At 63.7% G+C, this 25,154-nt stretch carries 25 protein-coding genes; 17 read left to right on the top strand and 8 right to left on the bottom strand.

Annotation, left to right across the window (positions count from 1 at the left end):
* Positions 1-73: 73 nt before the first annotated feature.
* From LJ656_RS19905 to LJ656_RS19895, 3 genes are all read right to left on the bottom strand, one after another.
* A complete protein-coding gene (locus tag LJ656_RS19905) occupies positions 74-346 on the bottom strand; it encodes a hypothetical protein (protein ID WP_230511083.1) in 273 nt (90 codons plus the stop codon).
* Positions 347-447: 101 nt separating this feature from the next.
* Positions 448-828, bottom strand: coding sequence for a hypothetical protein (locus tag LJ656_RS19900; protein WP_230511082.1), 381 nt, complete (start codon positions 826-828; stop codon positions 448-450).
* Positions 825-1,952 carry a DUF6402 family protein gene (locus tag LJ656_RS19895; protein ID WP_230511081.1) on the bottom strand — a complete coding sequence of 376 codons (1,128 nt, stop codon included), beginning with the start codon at positions 1,950-1,952 and terminating at the stop codon, positions 825-827. Before LJ656_RS19895 ends, LJ656_RS19900 begins: the two co-directional genes overlap by 4 nt.
* Positions 1,953-2,447: 495 nt before the next feature.
* Between LJ656_RS19895 and LJ656_RS19890 the strand changes: the two genes are divergently transcribed.
* Both LJ656_RS19890 and LJ656_RS19885 read left to right on the top strand, forming a co-directional pair.
* Positions 2,448-3,554, top strand: a complete 1,107-nt coding sequence (locus tag LJ656_RS19890; RefSeq protein ID WP_230511080.1) for an OpgC domain-containing protein — start codon at positions 2,448-2,450, stop codon at positions 3,552-3,554.
* Complete coding sequence (locus tag LJ656_RS19885; RefSeq protein WP_230511079.1) at positions 3,551-5,278, top strand: tannase/feruloyl esterase family alpha/beta hydrolase; 1,728 nt, start codon at positions 3,551-3,553, stop codon at positions 5,276-5,278. The genes LJ656_RS19890 and LJ656_RS19885 overlap by 4 nt, the downstream gene beginning before the upstream one ends.
* A gap of 72 nt (positions 5,279-5,350) precedes the next feature.
* Here the strand turns inward: LJ656_RS19885 and LJ656_RS19880 are convergent, their stop codons facing one another.
* Positions 5,351-5,776, bottom strand: a complete 426-nt coding sequence (locus LJ656_RS19880; protein WP_230511078.1) for a hypothetical protein — start codon at positions 5,774-5,776, stop codon at positions 5,351-5,353.
* Positions 5,777-6,336: 560 nt separating this feature from the next.
* Between LJ656_RS19880 and LJ656_RS19875 the strand changes: the two genes are divergently transcribed.
* The 8 genes from LJ656_RS19875 to LJ656_RS19840 all read left to right on the top strand — a co-directional run bounded on the left by LJ656_RS19875 (position 6,337) and on the right by LJ656_RS19840 (position 14,640).
* Complete coding sequence (locus LJ656_RS19875) at positions 6,337-7,251, top strand: STAS domain-containing protein (protein ID WP_230511077.1); 915 nt, start codon at positions 6,337-6,339, stop codon at positions 7,249-7,251.
* Between the two features lie 34 nt (positions 7,252-7,285).
* Positions 7,286-7,645, top strand: coding sequence for an STAS domain-containing protein (locus LJ656_RS19870; RefSeq protein ID WP_075303621.1), 360 nt, complete (start codon positions 7,286-7,288; stop codon positions 7,643-7,645).
* A 44-nt stretch (positions 7,646-7,689) separates the two neighbouring features.
* Positions 7,690-8,130 carry an anti-sigma regulatory factor gene (locus LJ656_RS19865; protein WP_230511076.1) on the top strand — a complete coding sequence of 147 codons (441 nt, stop codon included), beginning with the start codon at positions 7,690-7,692 and terminating at the stop codon, positions 8,128-8,130.
* The gene (locus LJ656_RS19860; protein WP_230511075.1) at positions 8,115-9,338 is read left to right on the top strand and encodes an ATP-binding protein; all 1,224 of its coding nucleotides are present in this window, start codon (positions 8,115-8,117) and stop codon (positions 9,336-9,338) included. Before LJ656_RS19865 ends, LJ656_RS19860 begins: the two co-directional genes overlap by 16 nt.
* Entirely contained in the window at positions 9,335-10,780 is a 1,446-nt protein-coding gene (locus tag LJ656_RS19855; RefSeq protein WP_230511074.1) for a sensor histidine kinase, read from the top strand. Before LJ656_RS19860 ends, LJ656_RS19855 begins: the two co-directional genes overlap by 4 nt.
* 100 nt (positions 10,781-10,880) lie before the next feature.
* Positions 10,881-12,812 (top strand): hybrid sensor histidine kinase/response regulator, encoded by a 1,932-nt coding sequence (locus LJ656_RS19850; protein WP_230511073.1) that lies wholly within the window; start codon positions 10,881-10,883, stop codon positions 12,810-12,812.
* Between the two features lie 143 nt (positions 12,813-12,955).
* Positions 12,956-13,882 (top strand): ABC transporter ATP-binding protein, encoded by a 927-nt coding sequence (locus LJ656_RS19845; protein ID WP_230511072.1) that lies wholly within the window; start codon positions 12,956-12,958, stop codon positions 13,880-13,882.
* Positions 13,879-14,640, top strand: a complete 762-nt coding sequence (locus LJ656_RS19840; RefSeq protein WP_075303627.1) for an ABC transporter permease — start codon at positions 13,879-13,881, stop codon at positions 14,638-14,640. Before LJ656_RS19845 ends, LJ656_RS19840 begins: the two co-directional genes overlap by 4 nt.
* Before the next feature lie 63 nt (positions 14,641-14,703).
* Here LJ656_RS19840 and LJ656_RS19835 read toward each other — a convergent pair whose 3' ends face one another.
* Positions 14,704-15,705: a helix-turn-helix transcriptional regulator gene (locus LJ656_RS19835; protein WP_230511071.1), complete on the bottom strand. Its 1,002-nt coding sequence runs from the start codon at positions 15,703-15,705 to the stop codon at positions 14,704-14,706.
* Positions 15,695-15,892: a hypothetical protein gene (locus LJ656_RS19830; RefSeq protein ID WP_230511070.1), complete on the bottom strand. Its 198-nt coding sequence runs from the start codon at positions 15,890-15,892 to the stop codon at positions 15,695-15,697. Before LJ656_RS19830 ends, LJ656_RS19835 begins: the two co-directional genes overlap by 11 nt.
* 157 nt (positions 15,893-16,049) lie before the next feature.
* Here LJ656_RS19830 and LJ656_RS19825 point away from each other — a divergent pair, with 157 nt between their 5' ends.
* The 3 genes from LJ656_RS19825 (at position 16,050) to LJ656_RS19815 (ending at position 18,391) form a co-directional block, all read left to right on the top strand.
* Complete coding sequence (locus LJ656_RS19825) at positions 16,050-16,445, top strand: helix-turn-helix domain-containing protein (protein WP_230511069.1); 396 nt, start codon at positions 16,050-16,052, stop codon at positions 16,443-16,445.
* A 363-nt stretch (positions 16,446-16,808) separates the two neighbouring features.
* The gene (locus tag LJ656_RS19820; RefSeq protein ID WP_075303631.1) at positions 16,809-17,234 is read left to right on the top strand and encodes a DUF3830 family protein; all 426 of its coding nucleotides are present in this window, start codon (positions 16,809-16,811) and stop codon (positions 17,232-17,234) included.
* A gap of 122 nt (positions 17,235-17,356) precedes the next feature.
* The gene (locus tag LJ656_RS19815; protein ID WP_230511068.1) at positions 17,357-18,391 is read left to right on the top strand and encodes an SGNH/GDSL hydrolase family protein; all 1,035 of its coding nucleotides are present in this window, start codon (positions 17,357-17,359) and stop codon (positions 18,389-18,391) included.
* Between the two features lie 100 nt (positions 18,392-18,491).
* On the opposite strand, the gene LJ656_RS19810 is transcribed toward LJ656_RS19815, so the two are convergent.
* Together LJ656_RS19810 and LJ656_RS19805 are read right to left on the bottom strand one after the other, a co-directional pair.
* Complete coding sequence (locus tag LJ656_RS19810; RefSeq protein WP_230511067.1) at positions 18,492-18,620, bottom strand: MFS transporter small subunit; 129 nt, start codon at positions 18,618-18,620, stop codon at positions 18,492-18,494.
* A 10-nt stretch (positions 18,621-18,630) separates the two neighbouring features.
* Positions 18,631-20,034, bottom strand: coding sequence for an L-lactate MFS transporter (locus LJ656_RS19805; RefSeq protein WP_230511066.1), 1,404 nt, complete (start codon positions 20,032-20,034; stop codon positions 18,631-18,633).
* A gap of 620 nt (positions 20,035-20,654) precedes the next feature.
* Between LJ656_RS19805 and LJ656_RS19800 the strand changes: the two genes are divergently transcribed.
* The 4 genes from LJ656_RS19800 to frc all read left to right on the top strand — a co-directional run bounded on the left by LJ656_RS19800 (position 20,655) and on the right by frc (position 25,140).
* Entirely contained in the window at positions 20,655-20,876 is a 222-nt protein-coding gene (locus LJ656_RS19800) for a hypothetical protein (protein ID WP_230511065.1), read from the top strand.
* Positions 20,854-21,573: a GntR family transcriptional regulator gene (locus tag LJ656_RS19795; protein WP_230511064.1), complete on the top strand. Its 720-nt coding sequence runs from the start codon at positions 20,854-20,856 to the stop codon at positions 21,571-21,573. The genes LJ656_RS19800 and LJ656_RS19795 overlap by 23 nt, the downstream gene beginning before the upstream one ends.
* A 528-nt stretch (positions 21,574-22,101) precedes the next feature.
* Entirely contained in the window at positions 22,102-23,865 is a 1,764-nt protein-coding gene (locus LJ656_RS19790) for a thiamine pyrophosphate-binding protein (protein ID WP_230511063.1), read from the top strand.
* A 27-nt stretch (positions 23,866-23,892) separates the two neighbouring features.
* Positions 23,893-25,140, top strand: coding sequence for a formyl-CoA transferase (frc, locus tag LJ656_RS19785; protein WP_230511062.1), 1,248 nt, complete (start codon positions 23,893-23,895; stop codon positions 25,138-25,140).
* Positions 25,141-25,154 lie beyond the last annotated feature (14 nt).

Here is a 25,154-nt window from a genome sequence, read left to right as displayed (position 1 = left end):
GCGGGGCGGCCTTCAGCGGGGCGGCCGTGCGCTTGGCCTCGTTTCGCGCGCGGCCACCGCGATGGCTCACACGCTAGGCGAAATCGGAAGGGCCCGGGTCGGGTACGCCCGGGGGCGCGTCGCTATTGCCTAGCGGGTCGCCGTCGTTGCCGCCGTCCGATTGGCCGCTTTTGTTTGGATCGGGCGCGGGCTGCTCGCCCTTCTTCGGCAGGGGCTGATCGAGGCCGGGCTCGACTGGGGTCGGGATCGCATCGCCGAGAGGCTTCGAAACCTCGGAGGGTGGGCTGCCCGGGTCTTCATCGGCCCGGCGTTCAGGCTCATTCGGGGAGTTCGCCGTGTTCGACACAATGCTCTCCGGTTGATGAACATACCTTTGGTGTAGCAATGGCTGTGCCGCGCAGCAAGCAACGGGTCTCATAAAGGCGACGTCGATGCGCCAAGCCGGTTTCACTTAAAACGTGGCCGAACTGCCAGCAGTCTGTCCCATCCTGACGGCGGTATGGATATATAGGTGGCGTCGTCACCGCCGTCTCCCACTGAAAACAATACCGTCTCTCCTTGGTAGTCGCTCCACAAGATCGTCGGGGTGGAACTGTCGAACACATGTTGCGCGAGGCGCCTCCCGCTATTTCCGTCGAAAAGCCGGCCCACGTACTTGGAGTTGCCTCCGGGAACCCACTCAAGCAGGCAGCGCTCGGCGAGATATCTTCCGTCAGGGGAGCGTGAGCGCTGGCACTCAGTGCCGTCCGGCGTGCGGTCGGCTATGACGAAATAAACGATGCCCAATGCAAGGGCTGTCGAGACGGCAAATGCAAATCTCGCTTTCATAGATCTATCCGGATAGGCGGGACGACAGGAACGAAGCATCGATCCGAATAAATAACGAAATCTCCACCGCGTTGATGCTTGAGCGCCCACTGACGAAAATCACTGTTATGTATCGGGTAGTAAACATTCCCACGGATGGCAGGATTGCCAAGCGTGACTGGTGATTCAACATATGGAGCGTAACGGGAGGCTGCTGCGACCACATCCAGCGGGACTACTACAACACCATTGCGGCTCCAGTGCCCCAGATATTGTGAGCGATTGTGCGTTTGATCTGTAAACGTGTAGTTGTCTTTGACATATACCCAAATACCCGTTAGCTCGAAAGCGGTCTCCCGGCGCATGAAGTCGTCGGAGGGACGCACCGAACCGATCGCCGCGTAGATGTTGAAAGAGCCAAGAGCGCCAGCCAGATCATCAGGAACCCCCGAGCGTTTCCATTGCGATGCTAGCAAGGTCTGGATTTTTTGCGAAAATTCGCCATCTACCGGTACATGCTGAAAATGGAAGTGCTTGTGCAAGTGAGCTGTGTTGTCTTTCGATACCCATCTTGTCGAAATCCCAAACATTTTTTTGTCAAATCTTTTTAACTTGTCGGCCAGCACTTTTTTTGCCGCTGGTGATCTGATAGCTTCGCCTATCAGATAGTCGAACTGCTTCTTTGCTCGCGGAAATTTCAGGATCCAATCCATCTTCACCGTGGTTGCATCGTACATGTCAGGCGGGTAGGGCTTGCCGTCCTGATTGATTTCATTGCTTTCGTCAGAATCTCCAGGCGAATAGTTCAACCGTCCCGCAAACCACCGTTCCATCAGTTTCGCCGACACCGGCATCTTCAGCTTTCGCATTGCTTCTGGAATATCCTGAATGTCGAACGGCGGTACCATCTCGGTTTTCTTTGGTTTTTCGGGCTGACTAGCGGCGGGCGTTGGCAATTTCGAAGGCGTAGATGGCTTCTCCTCGACAACCGGAGCTTCGGTCGCTGCTTTCTCGAGTAACGGTGGTGGCCTTTCCATTGATAGCTCAGCTTCACGTACCGCTCTGCAACCTTCTGCTCCATCACGGCGCGACCATGTCCAGATAAGTTTATTGACCTTGTAATACGGAATGTTGTCGTCGTTCATATACGCGGCGTTGTTCGTTGTATCGAGTGCCGTCCGAATGTCTCAATATCTGAGAAAAGAGGTCGGCGCAGAAGAATAGCCAGATTGATCGCCGAATAGCTTTAGGCCGTCGCCCAAAATTTGTTAAAGATGCTGGCGAGCGACGCAGCGAAGGTGAGGGCGTGTGCTTACCGCCGCCACCGAACCACCACCACCACCACCGCCAGCGCCCCTCCGCCAGCGCCCCTCCGAAAACCCTCAAAACCAGCAATTCTGTATTTCGAGACACAAGGAGCCGTATTGCAGGCATGCGCCTTCAAAGCACAGCACGCGCGGCGCGGCGACCAACAGGGGGCGAACAGGCGCCACCGCAAACCGACCAAAACCAACTCCACCTCCGCGCGCAACCACGGGTAACGAACTATTCTTATCCGGTTCGTAAAACCGACGGTCGCGCAACCATGACCGTTCCTGGTACAACGCGCTGCGCTGCGCGCGAATTCTTCAGGAAACCGAATGGAAACCCGTCGTGGACGCTCGGTCGAAGTCGATTTCTTCCGTGGTGTCGTGCTGATCGTCATCGTGCTCGATCACATCCCCGGCAGCCCGCTGTCGCATCTGATGCTGCACGCGTACGCGTTATGCGATTCCGCCGAGGTGTTCGTGTTTCTCGGCGGCTATGCATCGGCGGCCGCCTATACGGCCGTGCTCGCGCTTCGCGGCGAGAGCGCCGCGAACATGCGTTTCGTACGGCGCTGCTGGGAGATCTATCGCGCGTATCTGTTGACCGCGATGCTCACGCTCGTGTCCGGCGCGCTGCTCGCGGTGCTGAACCTGAACCGGCCGATGGTCGAGTTGACCGGCTGGCCGCCGTTCGCGCTGCAGCCGTGGCGCGAGGCGTTCGATATCGCGTTGTTGCGCCGGCAACCGTATTTGTCGAGCGTGCTGCCGATGTACGTGCTGTTCGCGCTGTTCGTCCCCGTCGCGGTACCGCTCGCGCGCCGTTCGGCACCGCTAGCGCTGGCGCTGAGTTTGGCGATCTGGGCCGGCGCACGGCCGCTGGCCGCGTTATTCAGCATTGACGACGTGCCCGGCTGGGCTTTTAATCCGTTTGCGTGGCAACTGATGTTCGTGTTCGGCATCCTGTGCCGCGTGCAGCCGCTCAGCGAGCGCTTTCAAACCAGCGGTACCGCGCAATGGTTCACGCGTTTCGCGGTGGTCGCGGTGCTCGGCTTCGCGTTCGTCAAACTTTTCGTGCTGACGCAACCGTTGCCCGGCACGCACAAACAGAATCTATCGGTGGAACGAGTGCTCAACTTCATCGCAATCGCGTGGCTCGCCGCCCAGTGCGTGCGGATCGGCGGTATCGCGTGGCTCGCGAGGCGGCTGCCCGCGGTCGTCACGGTCGGACGCACCGGGCTCGTGTGCTTCGTCGCGGGCACGCTGGTGTCGCTGATCGTCGATACCGCAACACCGCACACTTTTCACGGTTTTCGCGGCGTGCTGGTCGGGCTGGGCGGCGACCTCGCCGCGATCGGCGCGCTGCTGATGATCGCGCGTGGCTGGAACGGCTGGAAGGATCAGCGTCATCGCGCGCACGCGAACGGAGCGGGTTACGGATGACGCGCAGGCTTCGTTACCTGCGTACGTCGCCGACCGAACGCGCACGCGCCGCCCGCACACTGCTCGGCCGCGCGGGCATCGTGAGTGTGGCCGTACTCGCGTGGCTCGCGCCGTATCGCACCACCGCGCTGGCCAGGGAGGCGCCGCTCGCGATGCACTGCGCGGAATTCGCCGGCGCGGTGCTGTCGGCCGAATTGATCGCGCTGCCGACCGCTGGCGCGCAGATCGAAAGCGCGGCGATGATCGGCGCGACCGCTCCCGGCAATCAGCAGGGCGGCGAGTACTGCCGGATCACGGGCCGCATCAAGGCGCTCGAGCCGACCACGCCCGACATCCGTTTCGACCTGAATCTGCCGCGTCGCTGGAATGGCCGCGCGTTGCAGATCGGCGGCGGCGGTTATAACGGCGTGGTGGTCAGCGGCACCGGCGTGATGCCGTTTTCGCCGGATCGCGCGCCGCTCGCGCAAGGCTATGCGACGTTCGGCGACGACTCGGGCCATGTCGGCGATTCGTCGCTCGCGGTGTTCGGGCTCGTCGATGAAGCGGTGACGAACTTCGGCTACGCGCATTTGAAGAAGACGCACGACGTCGCGCTTGCGTTGATCGCGCGCGCGTACGGCCGGCCGCCGCAACGCATGTATTTCGCCGGCGGTTCGACCGGCGGTCGCGAAGGCTACACGGTGATGCAGCGCTTTCCCGACGACTATGACGGTGTGATCGCCAATTCCCCCGCGCTGAATTTTTCCGGCGTCCGGCTGCTCGGCGTGAAACTCGGCCAGGCCGAGTACGGCAAGCCGGGCGGCTTCGTTGCGCCGGCGCTGCTCGAGCGCGTGTATCAGCGCACGCTTGCGGTGTGCGATCGACTCGACGGCGCGGCCGACGGCATCGTCAGCGATGTGGACGCGTGTCGCACGCATGAAGCGGACATCATCGATTCGCTGCGTTGCCCGCTGGACCCAGGCGCGTCCGCCACCGCGCTGTCCGCAACTTCGCCCGACGCCTGTCTGAACGACGCACAACTTGCGACGCTGCTGGTGATGCGCGACGGCCTGTCATTGCCTTACCGTCTCGCGTGGGACGTGAGCGGCTATCGCGGCTACAACGTGTTTCAGGGCACTCAGCTGACCGGTTCGCTCGGGCTCGCGCATCAGCCGCAACGTCTGCCGGTGCCGGCCTTCCACGCCAACGGCTATCTGTTCGCGCAGGGCGACGGCTACATTCGCTATTTCGTCGCGCGCGATCCGCAGTTCGATTCGCTGCGCTTCGACCCGCAACGGCCCGGTAAATATCGCGCGCAACTGATCGAGCTGTCGCACACGATCGGCGCGATGAATCCGGATCTGTCGCGCTACATCGCGCGTGGCGGCAAGCTGATCACACTGCAGGGTCTCGCCGACGAAGTGATCAGCCCGAACCAGACGATCGCCTATCACGACGCGCTGGTCGCGCGCTTCGGCGTGGAAGCGGTCGACGGTTTCATGCGGCTCTACATGGTGCCGGGTTTTCAGCACGGCAGCGGTGTGTTCATTCCGTCCGTGGATCTGCTCGGCGCGCTCGATAACTGGGTGACGCGCGGCGTAGCACCCGAAACGCTGACCGCCACCGATATCGCCGCGGCGACCAATGGACGGTCGCGGCCGTTGTGCCGCTATCCGCGTTTTCCGCGTTATGCCGGTAAAGGCAATCTCAATCTCGCCAGTAGTTTTATTTGCGCGCAGCCGTGAGGCGCGCGGCGCGACCATCGAAAAACCCCCGTGGTCGACGGCAGCGCCGCAAGCCGAATCTCAACGGTAATCTTATTGCCCGTTCTGCATCGTGCCGTTATTCATCCCGTTGTTCATATTGGTACCGGTGCCCGTGCGCGAACCGTTGTGCATTCTATTATTCGGATCCCCGGTCGAACGATCCGTCGACGGACTATTCGGCGTTGCGCCGGTGCCGGTGCCCATCCCGCCGCCGGTGCCAGTCACGCCCGGCGAGCCGTAGCCGGAGTCGTGCGGCGTCTTGATCGAACCGGGGCCGACGCCCGGGGTGGCAGTGCCGCCCGCTCCGCCGCTCGTGCCGCCGCCGGCTCCGACGCCATTACCGGTGCCGGCTCCCGCTGCCGCACCGCCGCCGGTGCCACCCGCGCCACCGCCCCCGCCACCGGCTTGCGCATACACGCCGCCCGACAACGCCATCACGAGTGCCGAAGCCAAAAGAGTTGTGGTCATGCGTTTCATGATTCACCTCCGCCCAAAGGGTTGAATTGACGCAAGCAGCTTTGCTGCTCGCATGCTTCACTTGCCGCAAGGGCTATGCCTTGGGTGACGCGCACGTGTCTCACGTGTCTCGCGCGTCTCGCGAGGCGAGACCGCGCGTTGCGTCGAAGCACCTGTAATCGGGGAAGTAAAGATAGACATCCAAAGCAATTTTCAGCGCGCGGCCTCGGTGAGCAATTGGCTGATCGAGTTCCAACATTACCTCGCCCCAGGCCGAATAAACCCCGTGTATTTCCCGTGGTGCGAAGAGATAAACAACGCACATTGCGACGTTCCGGCGATCGCAAGAGTTACCGCTAGAGGCGCATAAATAAGGTAAAAGAATCCGATTCTGATCGCTGATTCAAGCACTCATCCATTGCCGCGTAAAAGTTGCTTGCACAACCTGCTTGCAGCATTGTGAATCTCCGCACGCGCGTGCTAGAGTCCGGGTGGCTCGAGCCAACGAGCCTTCAAAACGCGCACAAAAACGCCGAACGGCGCGCAACGTGCCGGTCGTTATAACGATTAGGGGAATGTGTATGGAAACGCTAGGCGGAGTGCGTCTCGCCCAAATTTTCAATGATCGGCAAAACGAACTCGCGGGTGAGTGGGTCGCGCAGCAATTCGCGATTGCCGCACGCCGCGGCGGCATTGGTGAAGCACAATTGCGCAGCCAGTTTATGCAGTTCGTCGCGCTGGTCTGTACCGCGTTGGGTTCGTCGGATCGTGTCGACTTTCGCACCGCGCAATGGGACGAAGTGCGCAGCCTGCTCTCCGAAATGTCCGCGCAGCGCGCGCGCCAGGGTTTCACACCGGGCGAAACCGCGATGTTCGTGTTCTCGCTGAAAGAGCCGCTATTCGCGCGGCTGCGCGAAGAACTGGGCGGCGACGGCGTGAAGCTCGCCGAACTCACGTGGACAGTCAGCACGCTGTTCGATGCACTGGGCCTCTTTACCGCAGAAGTGTTCCAGACCAGCCGCGAGCAGGTAATCGTGCGTCAGCAGCAGGAACTGCTCGAACTATCGACCCCGGTCGTGCAGCTATGGGAAGGCATTCTCGCGTTGCCGCTGATCGGCACGCTCGATTCGGCGCGTACTCAGGTGGTGATGGAAAGCCTGCTGCAGAAGATCGTCGACACCGGCGCATCGATCGCGATCATCGACATCACCGGCGTGCCGACCGTCGATACGCTGGTCGCCCAACATCTGCTGAAAACCGTGGCGGCCGCGCGGCTGATGGGGGCCGATTGCGTGATCAGCGGGATTCGTCCGCAGATTGCGCAGACCATCGTGCACCTCGGCGTGAATCTGTCGAACGTGATCACCAAGGCCACGCTGGCCGACGCGTTCGTGGTCGCGCTGCAGCGCACCGGCAGGTCGGTGTCCGGCATCGCGCCGCATGCGCAGGTGCCGGGCGGCGCCGGCGCGAACCTCAACCTGTATTCCGGCGATTGACGCCGGCCCGCACGCATCTCAACCGGATTCATTGATGGAACGCATTCCGATTTTGCGGATGGGCAAGTTTCTGCTCGTGACGATTCAGGTCGACATGCACGACCGTCTCGCGATGACATTGCAGGACGATCTGACGAGCCGCATCGTCAAGGATCGCGCGAAGGGCGTGCTGATCGATATCTCGTCGCTCGACGTGGTCGACTCGTTCATCGGCCGGATGATCGGCGAGACCGCCGCGATGGCGCGCGTGCTCGACGCGGAAACGGTGGTGGTCGGCATGCAGCCGTCGGTGGCGATCACACTGGTCGAACTCGGTCTCGCGTTGCCCGGAGTACGCACCGCGCTCAACGTCGAGAAGGGCATGGCGTTGCTGACCGGCGCGGCTGAGCTTTGAGCGCGTTCTTCGGCCAGCCGCCCACGCGCGCGCCACTTGCCGCCATGACGAGTTCCGATGCCCCGACACTTGCCGACGGTCAGCCGCCTGACGACGCGCTGCCGGTCCGCTCGGACGAACAGATCGTGCGGCTGCGGCGCTACGTACGCGAGCAAGCGGTTGCGCTTGGCCTGTCGCTGATCGATCAGACCAAGCTGGTCACCGCGGCGAGCGAACTGGCGCGCAACACGCTCATTTACGGCCAGGGCGGCGACGTCTACTTCTACACGGTGCAGCGCAATGGCCGGAGCGGTTTACGACTCGATTTCATCGACAATGGCCCAGGAATTGCTGACATCCAGCAGGCGCTGACCGATGGCTTCACCAGCGGCAACGGTCTGGGTCTCGGCCTGGGCGGCGCGAAGCGCCTGTGCGACGAATTCGACATCCGCTCGGCGCCCGGCGAGGGCACCCACATTTCAATTACCAAATGGAAGCCGTTCTGAATCAGTCGAGCACGATGCAGCAGCGCTTCGAAATCGCCGATCCCAGTCAGATTTCATTTGCGCGGCGGGGAATCGGCGAGCTCGCGCAACGCGTGGGTTGCAGCGAGACCGCGATCGGCCGGGTGGCGATCGTCGTGACCGAATGCGCGACCAATCAACTCAAGCATGCGCAGCGCGGCGAACTGCTCGCGCGGACTCTGCACGCGCTGGTGCCCGACGGTTCGCCGGCGGCGCGCGCCGGCGTCGAACTTCTCGCGATCGACAACGGTCCCGGCATTCACGATCTGCACGCGTGCTTCGTCGACGGCTATTCGACGGCCGGCAGTCCCGGTACCGGGATGGGCGCGATCAACCGGCTCGCCGACGAACTCGACGTGTGGAGCGCACCGGGGCTCGGCACGATTTTGCGGATCGTTATATGGGCCGACGGCGGCGCGGCAACCAACAGCAACAGGGTGACGAACAGCGCAACGATTGGCGCGGCAAACGCACTGGATCCGGCCGCGCCGCACGCCGAACCCCGAGCCACCAGCGGTAGCAGTGCCGATAGCAGCACAGGCATCGCCACGCGGCCGGTCGAATACGGTGCGATCAATCTGCCGCTGCAAGGCGAAATCCTGTGCGGCGACGCGTGGTCGTGCGGCTACGCGGACGGCGAATTCACGGTGATGGTCGCCGACGGCCTCGGCCACGGCGCACTTGCGTACCAGGCCGCGCGCGCCGCGGTCGATAACTTCGCGCAACTCGGTCCGTCGAGCGTCGAGCAGATCGTCGTCGCTGCGCATCAGGCATTGCGCCCGACGCGCGGCGCCGCGCTCGGCGTCGCGCGCATTCCGTTAGGCGCGCCTGGCGGCGAGCCGCGGCAGCCCGACGGTACGAGCGCGAACGCCGCCGCGCGGTTCTGCGGAATCGGCAACATCGCCGCGAGCGTCTGGACCCCGCACGCGCATCGTCATCTGGTCTCGCACGCGGGCATTGCCGGCCATCAGATGCACAAGGCGCAGGCGTTTAAGGTCGATTGGCCGGATGATGCGCTGCTGATCCTGCATTCGGACGGACTCGCGACGCGCTGGGATCTGAGCCGCTATCCGGGTTTGACGTTGCGTCATCCGGCGTTGATCGCGGCCGCGTTGTATCGCGACTTCGCGCGCGGCCGCGACGACCTGACGGTGTTCGTCGCGCGCGTGCCGCGTAAGGAGTCCGTATGAAGGCCGCGCTGCTGCACACGCTGCCGCTCGACGGCGAACTCGCGACGGTCGCCGCGCGCCGCTTCGCGCGCGAATTGAGCGAGGCGCTCGGCTTTGCGATGCAGGACCGTACGCGGATCGCGACGTCGGTGCTCGAAGTCGCGCGCACGGTGCTGGCCGCGACGCGCGCCGGCCGGGTCGAGTTTCGCATCGACGAAACGGCCGAGCCGCAGACGCTGCAGATTCTTGTCGTCGCGCCCGCGACGCCACTCGCGCGCCTGACCGCGACGTCTGTCCCGACACCCGAGGCGCCGGTTCCGGCCGCGCTCGGCCTGCTGGCCGCGCAGCGTCTGATGGATGAGTGCCGGTTCGACGAGGCCGCGGGCGACGCGCTGCTGACGCTGACCATGCAGCTGCCGAAACAGGCGCCTCGCGTGAGCGCGGCGACGCTGGGCAAGGTCCTGAACGCGCCGTCCGCGCAAGCGCCGCTCGGCGCCGAGGGGTCGGTCGAAGAAGTGCAGCGGCAAAACCGCGAACTCGCCGCCGCGCTCGCCGATCTGCGCGAACGCAACGACGAACTGATGCGGCTCACGCGCGAACTGGAGGACACCAACCGCGGCGTGGTCGCGCTGTATGCGGAACTCGACGAACGCGCGCTGCATCTGCGCCGCGCCGACGAAGCGAAATCGCGCTTCCTGTCGAACACCAGCCACGAATTCCGCTCACCGCTGTACTCGATCCGCGCGCTGTCGAAGCTGCTGCTCGACCGGGTCGACGGCGAGCTGACCGACGAGCAGGCCAAGCAGGTGCGCTTCATCCGCAAGGCCGCCGAGGAGTTGTCGGAGACCGTCGACGATCTGCTCGACATCGCGAAGATCGAAGCGGGCAAGATCGAACTGAAGCCGGTCGAGTTCGAGGTCGCGAAACTGTTCTCGGCGTTGCGCGGAATGATGCGTCCGTTGCTGCCGGCGAACGACGTCGAGTTGCTGTTCGAGCCGTGCGACGATCTGCCGGTGATCTATACCGACGAAGGCAAGCTCGCGCAGATCCTGCGCAACTTTATTTCGAATGCGCTGAAGTTCACCGAGCACGGCGAGGTGCACGTGCGCGCCTCTTACGACGAAGCCGCGCAACGGATGATTTTCGCGGTTAGCGACACCGGCATCGGCATCGCACCCGAGCATCAGCAAAGCGTGTTCGAAGAGTTCGAGCAGGTCGAAAATCATCTGCAGAACCAGGTGAAAGGCACCGGGCTTGGGCTGCCGTTATGCGACAAGCTGTGCCGCCTGCTCGGCGGCGCGGTCGGGCTGACGAGCGAGCCCGGCCGTGGCTCGACCTTCACCGCGACGCTGCCGCTCCGCTTGCCGCAAAACGCGGGCGGCGCATCGCGCGCGGCGTTGGCACCGGGCGTGACCGGCACGCCGGGCGAAAGCGTCACTGGTACGAGCGGCGGCCAATCATGACCCCCCGCCCGCTGCCTCACGCCACCCGTGCCGCGCTGCGTGCGCGCCTCGCGCAGCGATGCGCCACCGGGCAGGCCTTCCTTTACGGACCCGCACTTCCATGACCGACGCGCACACCAATCTGATCCTGAACGTCGACGACAACGAAGGCGCTCGTTACGCGAAAACGCGGATCCTGTCGCGCGCGGGTTTCGAGGTGATCGAGGCCGGCAACGGCGCCGACGCGATCGAACAGGCGCGCATCGGGCAGCCGGATCTGGTGCTGCTCGACGTCAATCTGCCGGACCTGAACGGCTTCGAAGTGTGCCGCCGGATCAAGGCGGCACCGGAAACCGCGGGCGTGCTGGTGATCCATACGTCGGCGGCGGCGGTCGCGAGCATGGACCGCGTGCGCGGTCTCGAAGGCGGCGCGGACAGCTATCTGACCGAGCCGATCGAACCGGACGAACTGATCGCGCAGGTGCGCGCGCTGCTGCGCGTGCGTCGCGCGGAAGGCGCGTTGCGCGAAAGCGAGGAGCGCTTCCGGCAGATGGCCGAGAACATCGACGACGTGTTCTGGATGCTCGATCCGGCGAGCGCGCAGCTGCTGTACGTGAGTCCCGCGTATCGGCGCCTGTGGGGCGATGCGGCGCACGCGCCGACGCCCACTTCACGCCACTGGGCCAACCAGATTCATCCGCACGACGCGGCCGCGGTCGAACAGGCATATCGCGCGCTTGCGACCGGCGTTGCCTACGAGATCGAATACCGGATCGTGCGGCCCGACGGCGAGACGCGCTGGGCGGTCGAGCGCGCGTTTCCGGTACGCGACGCGCGCGAGCGCATCTACCGGCTGGCCGGCATCGTCAACGACATTTCCGACCGTAAGGCCAACGAAATGATTCTGCGCGACGCCGACCGCCGCAAGGACGAGTTCCTCGCAATGCTCGCGCACGAACTGCGCAATCCGCTCGCGCCGATCCGCAATGCGATCGAACTGCTCGACCCGGCACGAACGCCGACCCAGCAAAGCTTCGAGGCGATGCGGGCGGTGATCGGCCGGCAGGTCAAACATCTGAGCCGCCTCGTCGACGATCTGCTCGACGTCGCGCGCATCACGCAAGGCAAGATCACGTTGCGCCAGGAAATCGTCGAACTATCCGCCGCGCTCGAAGCGGCGATCGAAACCGTGCGGCCCGCGCTGAACCGCAAAGGCCATACGCTGACAAGCGCATTGCCCGCAGAGCCGGTGTTCGTGCTCGGCGACAGCGTGCGGATCGCCCAGGTGCTCGGCAACGTGCTGTCGAACGCGGTGAAGTACACGCCGCCGGGCGGCGACATTCGCGTCGACGTGCGCGCCGCGCAGGACGACGTGCTGGTCTGCGTGCGCGACAACGGCGTCGGCATCGCGGCCGAAACGCTGCCGCACATCTTCGATCTGTTCGTGCAGTCGGAGATTTCGCTCGAACGCTCGGAAGGCGGGCTCGGTATTGGACTGCCGCTCGCGCGGACCCTGGTCGAATTGCACGGCGGGCGGGTCGAGGCGTTTTCGGCGGGACCGGGGCGCGGCAGCGAGTTCGTCGTGCGCCTGCCGTTGACGCGGATCGAACGCGCGGGCCGGCCCGCGCCGGCCGTCGAGCCGGCCGCGCCGCAGGACGCCGGTGACGCGCTGCGGGTGCTGCTGGTCGACGACAGCGTCGACGCGGCGCTAGCGTTGTCGCTGGTGTTGCAGGCGGACGGCTACGACGTGCGGGTCGCGCACGAGGGGGACAGCGCGCTGGCACTCGCCGCGCAGTTCGAGCCGCAAGTCGTGCTGCTCGATCTCGGCCTGCCCGGCATGGACGGCTTCCAGCTCGCGCAGGAGATGCGCCGCCGCGCGGCCACCGCCGGCGCGCTGCTGATCGCGGTGACCGGCTACGGCCAGGCGACCGACCGGCAACGCTCGCGCGAGGCCGGCTTCGATCACCATCTGGTCAAGCCGGTGTCCATCGAAGAGATTCAGAACGTGATGGCGAGCCGCTTTCCGGCCGCGCACCGCCACCTGCCCGGTTAATACCCGGCTCCGCCCGGCGCTCCACGCGCTCCATCCGCTATACGCGCTGCACGCTTTCGCGCTTTCCATTACATTGCGGAAGCGGCGCGCGCGTGCACGCCGCTTTCTCTTTTCCAACAGCGGTGTCTGCCCTTATCGAGTCCATGCAGCCAATCGTTTCCGTCACTCATCTGTCGAAAACCTATGCCAGCGGTTTTCAGGCACTGAAGAACATCAATCTGGCGATCGAGCGCGGCGAAATCTTCGCGCTGCTCGGTCCGAACGGAGCCGGCAAGACCACACTGATCAGCATCATCTGCGGGATCGTCAACGCGAGCGAAGGCCACGTGACGGTGGACGGTCACGACATCCGCACCGACTATCGCGCCGCGCGTTCGCTGATCGGCCTCGTGCCGCAGGAGCTGACCACCGATTCGTTCGAAACCGTGTGGGCCACCGTCTCGTTCAGCCGCGGGCTGTTCGGCAAGCCGGCCAATCCGGCCTACATCGAGAAGGTGCTGCGCGACCTGTCGCTGTGGGACAAGCGCAATAACAAGATCATCACGCTGTCGGGCGGCATGAAGCGGCGCGTGCTGATCGCGAAGGCGCTGTCGCACGAGCCGCGCGTGCTGTTTCTCGACGAGCCGACCGCCGGCGTCGACGTCGAATTGCGGCGCGATATGTGGAAGCTGGTGCGCTCGCTCGCGGCCAGCGGCGTGACGATCATCCTGACTACTCACTATATCGACGAGGCCGAGGAAATGGCCGACCGCATCGGCGTGATCAACGCGGGCGAGATCATGCTGGTCGAAGAGAAGACCGAGCTGATGCGCAAGCTCGGCAAGAAGCAGCTGACGCTGCAACTCGACAGCCCGCTCGACGCGCTGCCGGCCGCGCTGGCCGGTTACGGGCTCGCGCTCGCGAAGGGCGGCAACGAGCTGATCTACACCTACGAGGGCGACGGCGGGCGCACCGACATCATCGCGCTGCTCAAAGCGCTCGACGACGCCGGCATCCGCTTCAAGGACCTGCACACCACGCAGAGTTCGCTCGAAGACATTTTCGTCAGTCTGCTGCGGGGGGACCAATGAACATCTACGGAATGCGCGCGATCTACAAGTTCGAAATGGCGCGCACGTGGCGCACGCTGATGCAGAGCATCATCGCGCCGGTGATTTCGACTTCGCTGTACTTCGTCGTGTTCGGCTCGGCGATCGGCTCGCGCATCAAGGAGGTGGAGGGGATCAGCTATGGCGCGTTCATCGTGCCGGGGCTGATCATGCTGTCGTTGCTGTCGCAAAGCATCGCCAATGCGTCGTTCGGGATTTACTTTCCGCGCTTCACCGGCACGATCTACGAACTGTTGTCGGCGCCGGTGTCGTATCTGGAGATCGTCGTCAGCTATGTCGGCGCGGCCGCCACCAAGTCGATCCTGCTCGGGCTGATCATTCTCGCGACGGCGGGCCTGTTCGTGCCGTTGCAGATCATGCATCCGTTCTGGATGGTGCTGTTTCTGGTGCTCACTGCGGTAACGTTCAGTCTGCTCGGCTTTATCATCGGCATCTGGGCGGACAGCTTCGAGAAGCTGCAACTGGTGCCACTGCTGATCGTTACGCCGTTGACGTTTCTCGGCGGCAGTTTCTATTCGGTGAACATGCTGCCGCCGTTCTGGCGCACCGTCACGCTGTTCAATCCGATCGTCTATCTGGTCAGCGGTTTTCGCTGGAGCTTCTTCGAACTCGGCGACGTCGACGTCGGCCTAAGTCTCGGGATGACGCTGCTGTTTCTCGCGGTGTTTCTGCTGATCGTCGGCTGGATCTTCAGGACCGGCTACCGTTTGAAAAGCTAGCCGGAGAAAAGGGCGTGGCGGCTGCGGCCGACACGCCCTTTTTACGTCGATGCCACCGCGCGCTTACGACAGATAACCCTGCGCGACGTTGATCAGCTGCACGCGGTTGCGCACGTTGAACAACTGCCGCAAGCGGCGCAGATGATAGTCGACGTTATGCGGCGACAGCCCGAGGAAGTACGCGATTTCCTTGTCCCGCTGCCCCTGCACGACCGCCCGCAACACCGCGTGTTGCAGCTTGCTGAGCGCGACGCTCTGCGGTTGCGCGGGGGCGACGCCGATCACGCTCTTCGCGTGAGTCCAGATGAACTCGTGCAGCGCGTGCGCGAACATCAGCGTTTCCGCGACGATCGACTCGGTCATCCAGCGCGGGTTGCCGATCTCCGAGTTGAAGCACAGGCACGCTCGCAGTTCCGGCTCGGGCAGCGGCATCTGGATCAGAATCCCGCTCTTGCGGCCGGCGGCATCCAGCATGTCGATCAGACCGCCCAGGCGTTCGCTGCGCGCTTGCGCGCGCGGCAGGTCGGCACGCATGTCGGCCGTATTCCACAGTAGCGGCAAGCCGGTCGGCGACGCGAGCGCGACGCGCGGGTCGAGCTCGAAATAACGCTCGCGGAAATAGCGCGTGAGCCACGCCTGCGACTCGTAGCTGGACAGCACGTACATCGTCTTGTGATGCGCGGACGTGCGCGTGGCCGTGTAGCTGAACGAATCGAAGCCCAGGTGCCTGATGCGTTGACGCACGAACTCGATCCGGTCCTGGGTGCTGCCGAACCGTCCGAGCGGACCGCTCAGCGGGGCGCCGCGGCGGGCGGCGGGCGGCGGGGTGCCGATTTCCTCCTCGGTAAACAACGTGAGGAAGCCAGTCCGGGCCGCGCCTTGCGCAGCCCGGGCCGACGTCTTCGATGCTCCAGCCGCGTGGGCTGGCTTCACGCCGTCGCGCGTACCGGCCGGGTAGGCCGGATGGGCGGATGGCGTTGCAGGGTGTGCTGCCGACGCGTGTCCGGCCGCGCCTTGCGGCGTGCCGGTCAGCCATTGCGGCAGCGTATCGCATTCATGTTCCATGAAACGGTAGCTCCGGATTTCTAAACGCGTGAAAGACGACTAGCTCGATAATCAGCAATTTTTTTGAGATAAAAGAGGGCGGTTCTTTGCTATCATTTTTGAGATAAAGCAGTGGCAGTGGACCGGCAATACGTCTGCGGCGGCGTTTCCCCTTTCGCAGGTTGTTCTTTGCATTGGCTCCTTCCATACGGCACCTCCTTTTGAGGGGATGTGATGGCGCGAATTGCCCGCCTCACCGTGACACTTGGGTACGACCGCTATATGGCGGGCCAGCGGCTCGAGCGTCACGAACGCAGTGCGGGCGCGCGCCGGCGAAGCGCCAGTCCACGCGCGCGGCAACCGGGATGCGTGCCGCCGCTGCCGGTGTGATGGCGCTGGCATTCGCCCGGCGACGGGTCGCAGTCGATCGTGCGCGCACGCGCGCGCTGCTCGGCGGCGATGCGCAAGCACTGAGACTGAAGCCGTTGCGCGCGCCGACGATCATGCGCTCGTCGACGGGTCGCCGAGGCCGGGCTAAGCAGTTTTCAGTTCGCGCGGGTGTGTCGTCACGAGACCGGCGAGATGCCGCATCGGTTCGTCACGCGCATACGGCTCGACGAGATGGCGCGCCGTTACGCGCCACCGGTCCTGGCGTGCTGCACATCGCGCTCGAAGTTGATTTCGAGAGTGCCTGTCATTTCTCCGTACAGTTCAAGCGGGGCTATCGTGTGACGCCGCTCGCCTACCGGTTGGGCGGTTGATGCGAATGGCGCTCCGGGCCCCCGCCCGCGCTCATCCGTTGCAAAGCCGGCAACTCGCGCCGCGCGGTAGTGCCGCGGGCGGGGCCGGTATTGCTTACCGATTGTAATCTTGTCCTTTCGCAGTGTGCGTTGCATTGCGCAGCTTGCAAACTACGAAGTTTCGGGGCGGCCCGGCGCGCGACCTTGGCGCGCTCGCCGCCCTCGACGTGCGGAAGCGCCGTCAACAGGTCGAACTGGCCTGACCAGTGGGCGGGTAAGTGTACCTGTCGAAGGCTGGCATCGGACGACAGAATGGCGCTCGCGAGACTTCGCCCCGAGCATGGCCGACCGATCCTCCTTCAACTCGTCACCGGATAACCAGCGATGACCCGACTCAAGATAACCGCCTGCGGCCATACCTTTATCGCCGAAACCCACCCCGATGCGCCGCAGACGGTGGCCGCGTTCCTGAAACTGCTGCCGTACCGGCAGAAGCTGATTCACGTGCGCTGGAGCGGCGAGGGCTGCTGGGTCCCGCTCGGCGATTTCAAGCTCGAAAACGACGGCGTCGCGGTCGGCTTCGAAAATCACACGAGCCACCCGTCGGTCGGCGACATCCTGTTCTATCCGGGCGGCTATAGCGAGACCGAAATCATCCTCGCGTACGGCTCGTGCTGCTTCGCGAGCAAGCTCGGACAGCTCGCGGGCAATCACTTTCTGACCATTGTCGAGGGCAAGGAAAAGCTGCGCGAACTGGGCGTCAAGGTGTTGTGGGAAGGCGCGCAGGACGTGGTGTTCGAAAAGCTCTGAACGCTGATTCGCGGGCGCGCAGACCGGCGTTGCCGGGCACAACCGATGCTTGATTGAAAGGCCGCGCGCGTTCGACGTTCGTCACGCGCCCGGCACATCGGACTGTGCCGCAAGGAGGCGCCATGCGATGCATCGATGACCGGTTCCGCGCTGTAGTTTTTGCGTTTTCCGTGGCGTTGCTGTCGGCTTGCGGCGGCGGTGGCGGAACGGATCAAGGCAATGCGTCGGCGCCGCCCGCGCCGGCCACTCCGCCAGGGGGAGTGAGGCTGCAGGTCGTCTCGTTCGGCGACAGTCTGTCCGACGTCGGCACGTATGCGCCGCTCGCGAGCGCGGTGGGCGGCGGGCGCTTCACGACCAATCCCGGCCAGGTGTGGGCGCAAAACGTTGCGCAGTACTACGGCGATACGCTCGCCGCCGCGTACACGATCGACGCGACCCACAAGCTGAGCGCGCAAAGCGGCCTCGGTTATGCGGAAGGCGGCGCGACGGTGGCGACGCCCGCCAATCAGAACGACTACCTGACCGACGTGATCGGCAATGTCGAAATGCCTGTCAATCAGCAGCTAGCGAGTTATCTCGCCGCGCACGGCAGTTTCAACGACAGGCAACTCGTGCTCGTGTGGGCCGGCGCGAACGATGTGCTGCGCGCCGGCACTCCGCCCGCTGCGACCGCGATCGTGCAGACGGCGGCCAACACGCTCGCGCAACTGGTCGCGCAGATCGTGCAGAACGGCGCCGCGCATGTGGTGGTGATCAATCTGCCAAATATCGGCCTTGCGCCAAAGGGGCTCGCCGCCACGGATGGCGGCGCGAATCTGACCCAGTTGTCGCAACTGTTCAATCAGACCTTGAACGCGGCGCTGCAAACCGCAGGGATTCAGGCGAAAGTCATCGAAGTCGATTCGTTTAGTTGGACGAATCAGACGATCGCGAACTTCATGACGAACGGCTTTGCCGTGTCGAATACCGGGCAGGCTTGCGATCCGAAGAAAACACCGAAAGACACTTCGCTACTATGTTCGCCGGCGACTTATGCAAGCGCCAATGCGGATCAGACGTATATGTTCGCCGACGATCTGCATCCGACCACGCACATGCATGCGTTGTTCGCGCAGTACGTCGAGCAGCAGATCGCGCACAGTGGCTTGGGGCGGTAGGGACGGCTGCGCAATGAGCCGCTAGGACCGAGCGACTTATATCCGCGCCGCGCCTTGCAAAAGGCGCGGCGCGCTTCACTTCAATTCACTTCAGCTCGCGTCACTTGAACAGCTTCATCGCCTGCGTCAGCGTATTGATCACGCCCCACGCGAGCGGAATCGTCACATACAGCCAGAACACGGCGAGCTTCGCCTTGTTGGTCGGATGGGCGGTTTGAACGGTCGACATACGGATCTCCTTACGCGCCCTTGGCGACTTGTGCGTCGGTCATGTGGTGCTTCTCGTCCACGCGTTTGACCAGCAGGTTGCAGATAAAGCCGATCACCAGCAGCACGGCCATGATGTGCACGGTCATCGTGTACGCGTCGGCCTTGGCGACACCGTTCGCGACTTCGTATGCGCGGATGTAGTTGACCAGCACCGGACCGGCGACGCCGGCCGCGGCCCACGCGGTCAACAGCCGGCCATGGATGCCGCCGACGAACGCGGTGCCGAACATGTCGGCGAGATACGCCGGCACCGTCGCGAAGCCGCCGCCGTACATCGACAGGATGATGCAGTAGGTCAGCACGAACAGCGCGATCTGGCCGTTCGACGCGAAACCCGGCACCAGGTAGTACAGCACCGCGCCCAGCACGAAGAAGATGAAGTAGGTGTTCTTGCGGCCGACCCAGTCGGATGCCGACGCCCACACGAAGCGTCCGCCCATGTTGAACAGCGACAGCAGTCCGACGAAGCCCGCGGCCGCGGCCGGCGTCACCGTGTTCTTGAAGCTCTCCTGAATCATCACCGACGCCTGCCCGAGAATGCCGATGCCGGCCGTTACGTTCAGGAACAGCACCAGCCAGATCAGATAGAACTGCGGAGTCTTCAGCGCCTGATCGATATGCACGTGATTGCGCGTGATCAGACGGTGCTGCGTCGTCGCGGGCGGGGTCCAGCCGGCCGGCTTCCAGTCCGCCGGCGGCACCCGGATCGCCAGTGCGCCGATCGTCATCGAGATGAAGTAGACGATGCCGAGCACGACGAAGGTTTCCGCCACGCCGACGCTGGTCGCGCTGTGGAAGTGGTTCATCAGCGCGACCGACAGCGGCGCGGCGATCATCGCGCCGCCGCCGAAGCCCATGATCGCCATCCCGGTCGCCATCCCGCGGCGGTCCGGAAACCAGCGGATCAGCGTCGATACCGGCGACACGTAGCCGAGCCCGAGCCCGATCCCGCCGATCACCCCATAGCCGAGATAGAGCAGCACGATCTGGTGCAGATACACGCCGAGCGCCGACACGAGAAAGCCGCCGCCGAAGCAGCACGCGGCGGTAAACATCGTGCGGCGCGGGCCGACGTGCTCGAGCCATTTACCGGCGAAGGCCGCCGACAAACCGAGGAACACGATCGCCAGCGAGAAGATCCAGCCCAGTTCGGTCAGCGACCAGTCGCCGGGCGCGGACTGGGTGATGCCGATCACCTTTGTCAGAGGTCCGTTGAATACCGAAAACGCGTAGGCCTGGCCGATACACAGATGCACGGCGAGGGCGGCGGGCGGCACCATCCAGCGCGAAAAACCGGGTGGCGCGACGGTTGCCTGTTTGGAAAAGAACGGGGCCGGGATCTGCTGGCCGCTCGGCTCACTGATACTGCTCATGGTGGTCTCCTTGGAGGGAATCCTTTGTTATCGGCGCTTAATACAGATTTTTAAGGCCCTGATGTAAATAAGGCGGATCAATCGCGCCGTTTTAATATGTAGTTTTATTTCATATGACTTGGCTCGAGTCAGCGGAGATGCCGCGTGGCACGACAATAGGCCGCGTGGAACCGCTGCGCAATATGAAGTCTGACGACATAAGGTGTGGTCCCGATGAAATGCCGCCGTAATCAGCGCGGCTGTGCCCATCGTGGGAAAAGCAGGCGGTATGGGCGGTAAAGGGGACCGGCGGGGCCGGATAATACCCGGAAAAGCGGTGGCGGGGGCGCCTGTCGGCCGCCTCGAGCGCGTCATATCTGACGACAGACGTGAGTGGACGATTTTTGGAATGCACCGCCCGTTTTCGTCTGCGCGGCGAGCGCCAGGGAGAGTAGCCAGCCCAGCGTGCCAAGTAAGGGCCACCGGGATGCCGGAACGCAACCCTCACGCTCTACGCGTGCTAACGTGGAACTAGTCTCAAAAACAACGATGCGTTGATATACTACATACCGAATATTGAAAAATGCGGCGTTGCAGCATATGATTGAGGAATTCGTTCTCTCAATCGTCTGGAGTGACAAGTGGATTTTGTGCCTCTCGCCCTGTTCGCCATGGCCGTCGTAACGTTGGGCTCCGCCGCCACGGTTTTGTTGACCGACGGGCTTCCCGAGTCGGTTGCACAGTTCGCATCCCGGCATGGCCGTTTCATCGGCCTGGGCGAAGCGCGGAGCAACACGGCGTCGGCGCACAATCGCGCACATGTTCAAGCAGAGGCGATGAATGTCGTCAGAACTTCAAACTGAAGCAGTGGCCACCCCGCTGACTTTGTCGTTGCAGCCAATCGGCGCGAGCGCGAGCTTGCGCGATCAGGCGTACGCGATGCTGCGTCAGGCGATCGCCGACGCGGACATCTACCAGAATCGCGAAGAAATCCGCCTCGACGAGCGCGTGCTCAGCGAATCGCTCGGCGTGAGCCGCACGCCGGTGCGCGAGGCGATGACCTTGCTCGAACAGGAAGGCTTCCTGCGCATGGTGCCGCGGCGCGGCATTTATATCGTGCGCAAGAGCAAGCGCGAAATCGTCGAAATGATCCAGATGTGGGCCGCGCTGGAAAGCATGGCCGCGCGGCTCGCCACGCTGCACGCGAGCGACGAGGAAATCGGCCGCCTGCGCCATATGTTCGACAATTTCCGCGACTCCACGCCGGCCGAGCATATCGCCGAGTATTCGGATGCGAACATCGCGTTTCATCAGGCGATCGTCGAATTGTCGAAGTCGCAGATCATCCTCGACACGATCAAGAACATCTTCATCCACGTGCGCGCGATCCGGCGCATGACCATCTCGCAGAGCGACCGCGCGGCGCGCTCGATCGTCGATCATCTGCGCATCATCGAAGCGCTGGAGAAACGCGATACCGAACTCGCCGAGCGGCTCACGCGTCAGCATTCGCTCGATCTGGCGGCGTTCGTCGAAGCGAACTGCGATTTTCTCGATTGAGTAGCGGTTAGGCGCCCCCGGTCGCGGCGGAGCAGGACCGGAAGCCCGCGATGCATTGGCATCGCGGGCTTTTTTGCGTCTGGCGTTTTGCGTGTGGACAGTAACGCGGGGCCGCGCGTGAAGCGACACTCGTGGGCCGTCAGCGTCTCGGCGGGGTAAACCGTGCTTGACTGTCTCAAAAATATGGTATGTGATATATCAACGCCGGACGCAGAGCACTCCGGCTCGGTGTTTTCCCTTGAAAACGACCTTCGCGGCACGCGTGATTCCAGCGCAAAGCCACGCGGGTAAAGCTTCCGCAGTACCCTGGATGCATCCGCCGTATCTCGAAATTGGCCTTGATTGAGTGTGATATATCACATACGGTATGTAGTTTGGCAGGCGCGACGCTCCATACCGATCGACCGCAGTGAAACCGCATGGGACCGGAGTAAGCGCTAAAGCGCCAACTCCGATCGACCGCAGTGAACCCGCATGGGACCGGAGTAAACGCTAAAGCGCCAACTCCGGTCGACACAGGAGACAACCATGTCCGCAGTCGTTGCATCGCTGAACCCCGCCACCGGCACCACCACCGCCGACGATACCCTCAAGCAGAAAACCCGCGACGCCGGCGTCGTGTCGGGCGGCCATCTGGTCGCGAAGGCGCTGAAGAACGAAGGGGTCGACACGATCTTCACGCTGTGCGGCGGCCACATCATCGATATCTACGACGGCTGCGTCGACGAAGGGATCCGCATCATCGACGTGCGCCACGAGCAGGTCGCCGCGCACGCGGCCGACGGCTACGCGCGCCAGACCGGCAAGCTCGGCTGCGTGGTGACGACCGCCGGCCCGGGCTGCACGAACGCGGTGACCGGCATCGCGACCGCGTTCCGTTCGGAGAGCCCGATCCTGCACATCGGCGGCCAGGGCGCGCTGTCGCAACACAAGATGGGCTCGCTGCAGGACCTGCCGCACGTCGACATCATGGCGCCGATCACCAAGTTCGCGGCGAGCGTGTCGAGCACCGAGCGCGTCGCCGACATGATCTCGATGGCCGCGCGCGAGTGCTTCAACGGCGCGCCCGGTCCGGCCTACCTCGAAATTCCGCGCGACGTGCTCGACCGCGAAGTCGACGCGAGTCGCGCGATCGTGCCGAAGCCGGGCCACTATCGCGCGTCGACCAGATCGATCGGCGATCCGCGCGACATCGAAAAACTCGCGGACATTCTGGTCAATGCCGAGCGGCCGGCGATCCTGTACGGCCAGCAGGTGTGGATCGCGCGCGGTCACGAGGAAGCGGTCGCGCTGCTGCGCGGCATCGAGATTCCCGGCTATTTCAACGGCGCGAGCCGCGGTCTGCTGCCGCCGGGCGACCCGCATCATTTCGACCGCACGCGCTCGCAGGCTTTCGCGAACGCCGACGTGCTGATCGTGGTGGGCACGCCATTCGATTTCCGCATGGGCTACGGCCGTCGCATCAGCAAGGAACTGACGCTGGTGCAGATCGATATGGACTACCGAACGGTCGGCAAGAACCGCGATATCGATCTCGGTCTGGTCGGCGACCCGGGCGCGATTCTCGCGGCAGTGCTGCAAGCGGCCAGCGGCCGCGTGAAAGAGGACAAGCGCCAGGCGCGCCGCAAATGGCTCGCGCAACTGCGCGACGCGGAGGCCACCGCCACTGAAAAGCTGCTGCCGCTGTTCCATTCGAACAGCACGCCGATTCATCCGTACCGGGTCGCGTACGAACTGAACGAATTTCTCGCCGACGACACGATTTACATCGGCGACGGCGGCGACGTCGTGACGATTTCCGCGCAAGCGGTGCGGCCGCGCCGGCCCGGTCAATGGATGGACCCGGGCGCACTGGGATCGCTCGGCGTCGGCACCGGCTTCGCGCTCGCCGCGAAGCTCGCGCATCCGAACAAGGAAGTGCTCTGCTATTACGGCGACGGCTCGTTCGGGATGACCGCGTTCGATATGGAAACCGCCAACCGCTTCGGCGCGCCGTATCTCGCGGTGATCGGCAATAACTCGGCGATGAATCAGATTCGCTACGGACAACTGGCCAAATACGGCGACGAGCGCGGCAATGTCGGCAATCTGCTCGGCGACGTGCCGTTCAGCAAATTCGCCGAGATGCTCGGCGGCTACGGCGAGGAAGTGCGCGACCCCGCGCAGATCGCCGCCGCGTTGCAGCGCGCGCGTGAAGCGATTCATCGGACCGGCCGTTCCGCGGTGGTCAATATCTGGGTCGACCCGCGCGAATACGCGCCGGGCACGAAGAACCAGACCATGTACAAATAACCCGCATCCCTCTTCAGGAGACATCACATGGCCAAGGCACTCGACGGTGTGCGCATCCTCGATTTCACGCATGTGCAATCGGGGCCGACCTGTACCCAGTTATTGGCGTGGTTCGGCGCGGACGTGATCAAGGTGGAGCGGGCGGGCGCGGGCGACATCACGCGCGAACAGCTGCGCGACATTCCCGACGTGGACAGTCTGTACTTCACGATGCTCAATCACAACAAGCGCTCGGTGACGATCGATACCAAGCATCCGGAAGGCAAGCAGGTGCTCGAAGCGCTGATCCGCAAATGCGACGTGATGGTCGAGAACTTCGCGCCGGGCGCGCTCGACCGCATGGGCTTTACGTGGGAGCGGGTGCAGGAGCTCAATCCGCGGATGATCGTCGCGTCGGTGAAGGGCTTCGGTCCCGGGCCTTATGAGGATTGCAAAGTATATGAGAACGTCGCCCAATGCGCGGGCGGCGCCGCGTCGACCACCGGTTTCGACGATGGCCCGCCGGTCGTGACCGGCGCGCAGATCGGCGACAGCGGCACCGGTCTGCATCTGGCGCTCGGAATCGTCACCGCGTTGTATCAGCGTACCCATAGCGGCCGCGGTCAGCGTGTGCTGGCGGCGATGCAGGACGGCGTGCTCAATCTGTGCCGCGTCAAGCTGCGCGATCAGCAGCGGCTCGAACGCACCTCGGTGCTAAAGGAGTATCCGCAATATCCGAACGGCGAATTCGGCGAGGCGGTGCCGCGCGCGGGCAATGCATCGGGCGGCGGGCAGCCGGGCTGGATTCTGAAGTGCAAAGGCTGGGAGACCGATCCGAACGCGTACATTTACTTCATTACGCAGGCGCCGGTGTGGGCGAAGATCTGCAACGTGATCGGCAAGGAGGAGTGGGCCACCGATCCCGACTACGCGACCGCGCCGGCACGGCTGCCGCGCCTGAAAGAGATCTTCGCGGAGATCGAACGCTGGACGATGACCAAGACCAAGTTCGAGGCGATGCAGATTCTCAACAAATACGACATTCCGTGCGGGCCGATCCTGTCGATGAAGGAAATCGCCGAAGAACCGTCGCTGCGCAAGACCGGCACGATCGTCGAAGTCGATCATCCGACGCGCGGCAAGTATCTGACCGTCGGTAATCCTATCAAGCTGTCCGACAGTCCGACCGACGTCCAACGCTCGCCGCTGCTCGGCGAGCATACCGACGAAGTGATGGCCGAACTCGGCTATACGCCCGAGCAGATCAGCGCGTTGCGCACGGCCGGCGCGATCTGAACGCGGGAGCGAGC

The organism is Paraburkholderia sejongensis (assembly GCF_020880815.1).
GTDB lineage: Bacteria > Pseudomonadota > Gammaproteobacteria > Burkholderiales > Burkholderiaceae > Paraburkholderia > Paraburkholderia sejongensis.
This window is presented reverse-complemented; position numbering and strand designations above follow the sequence as displayed.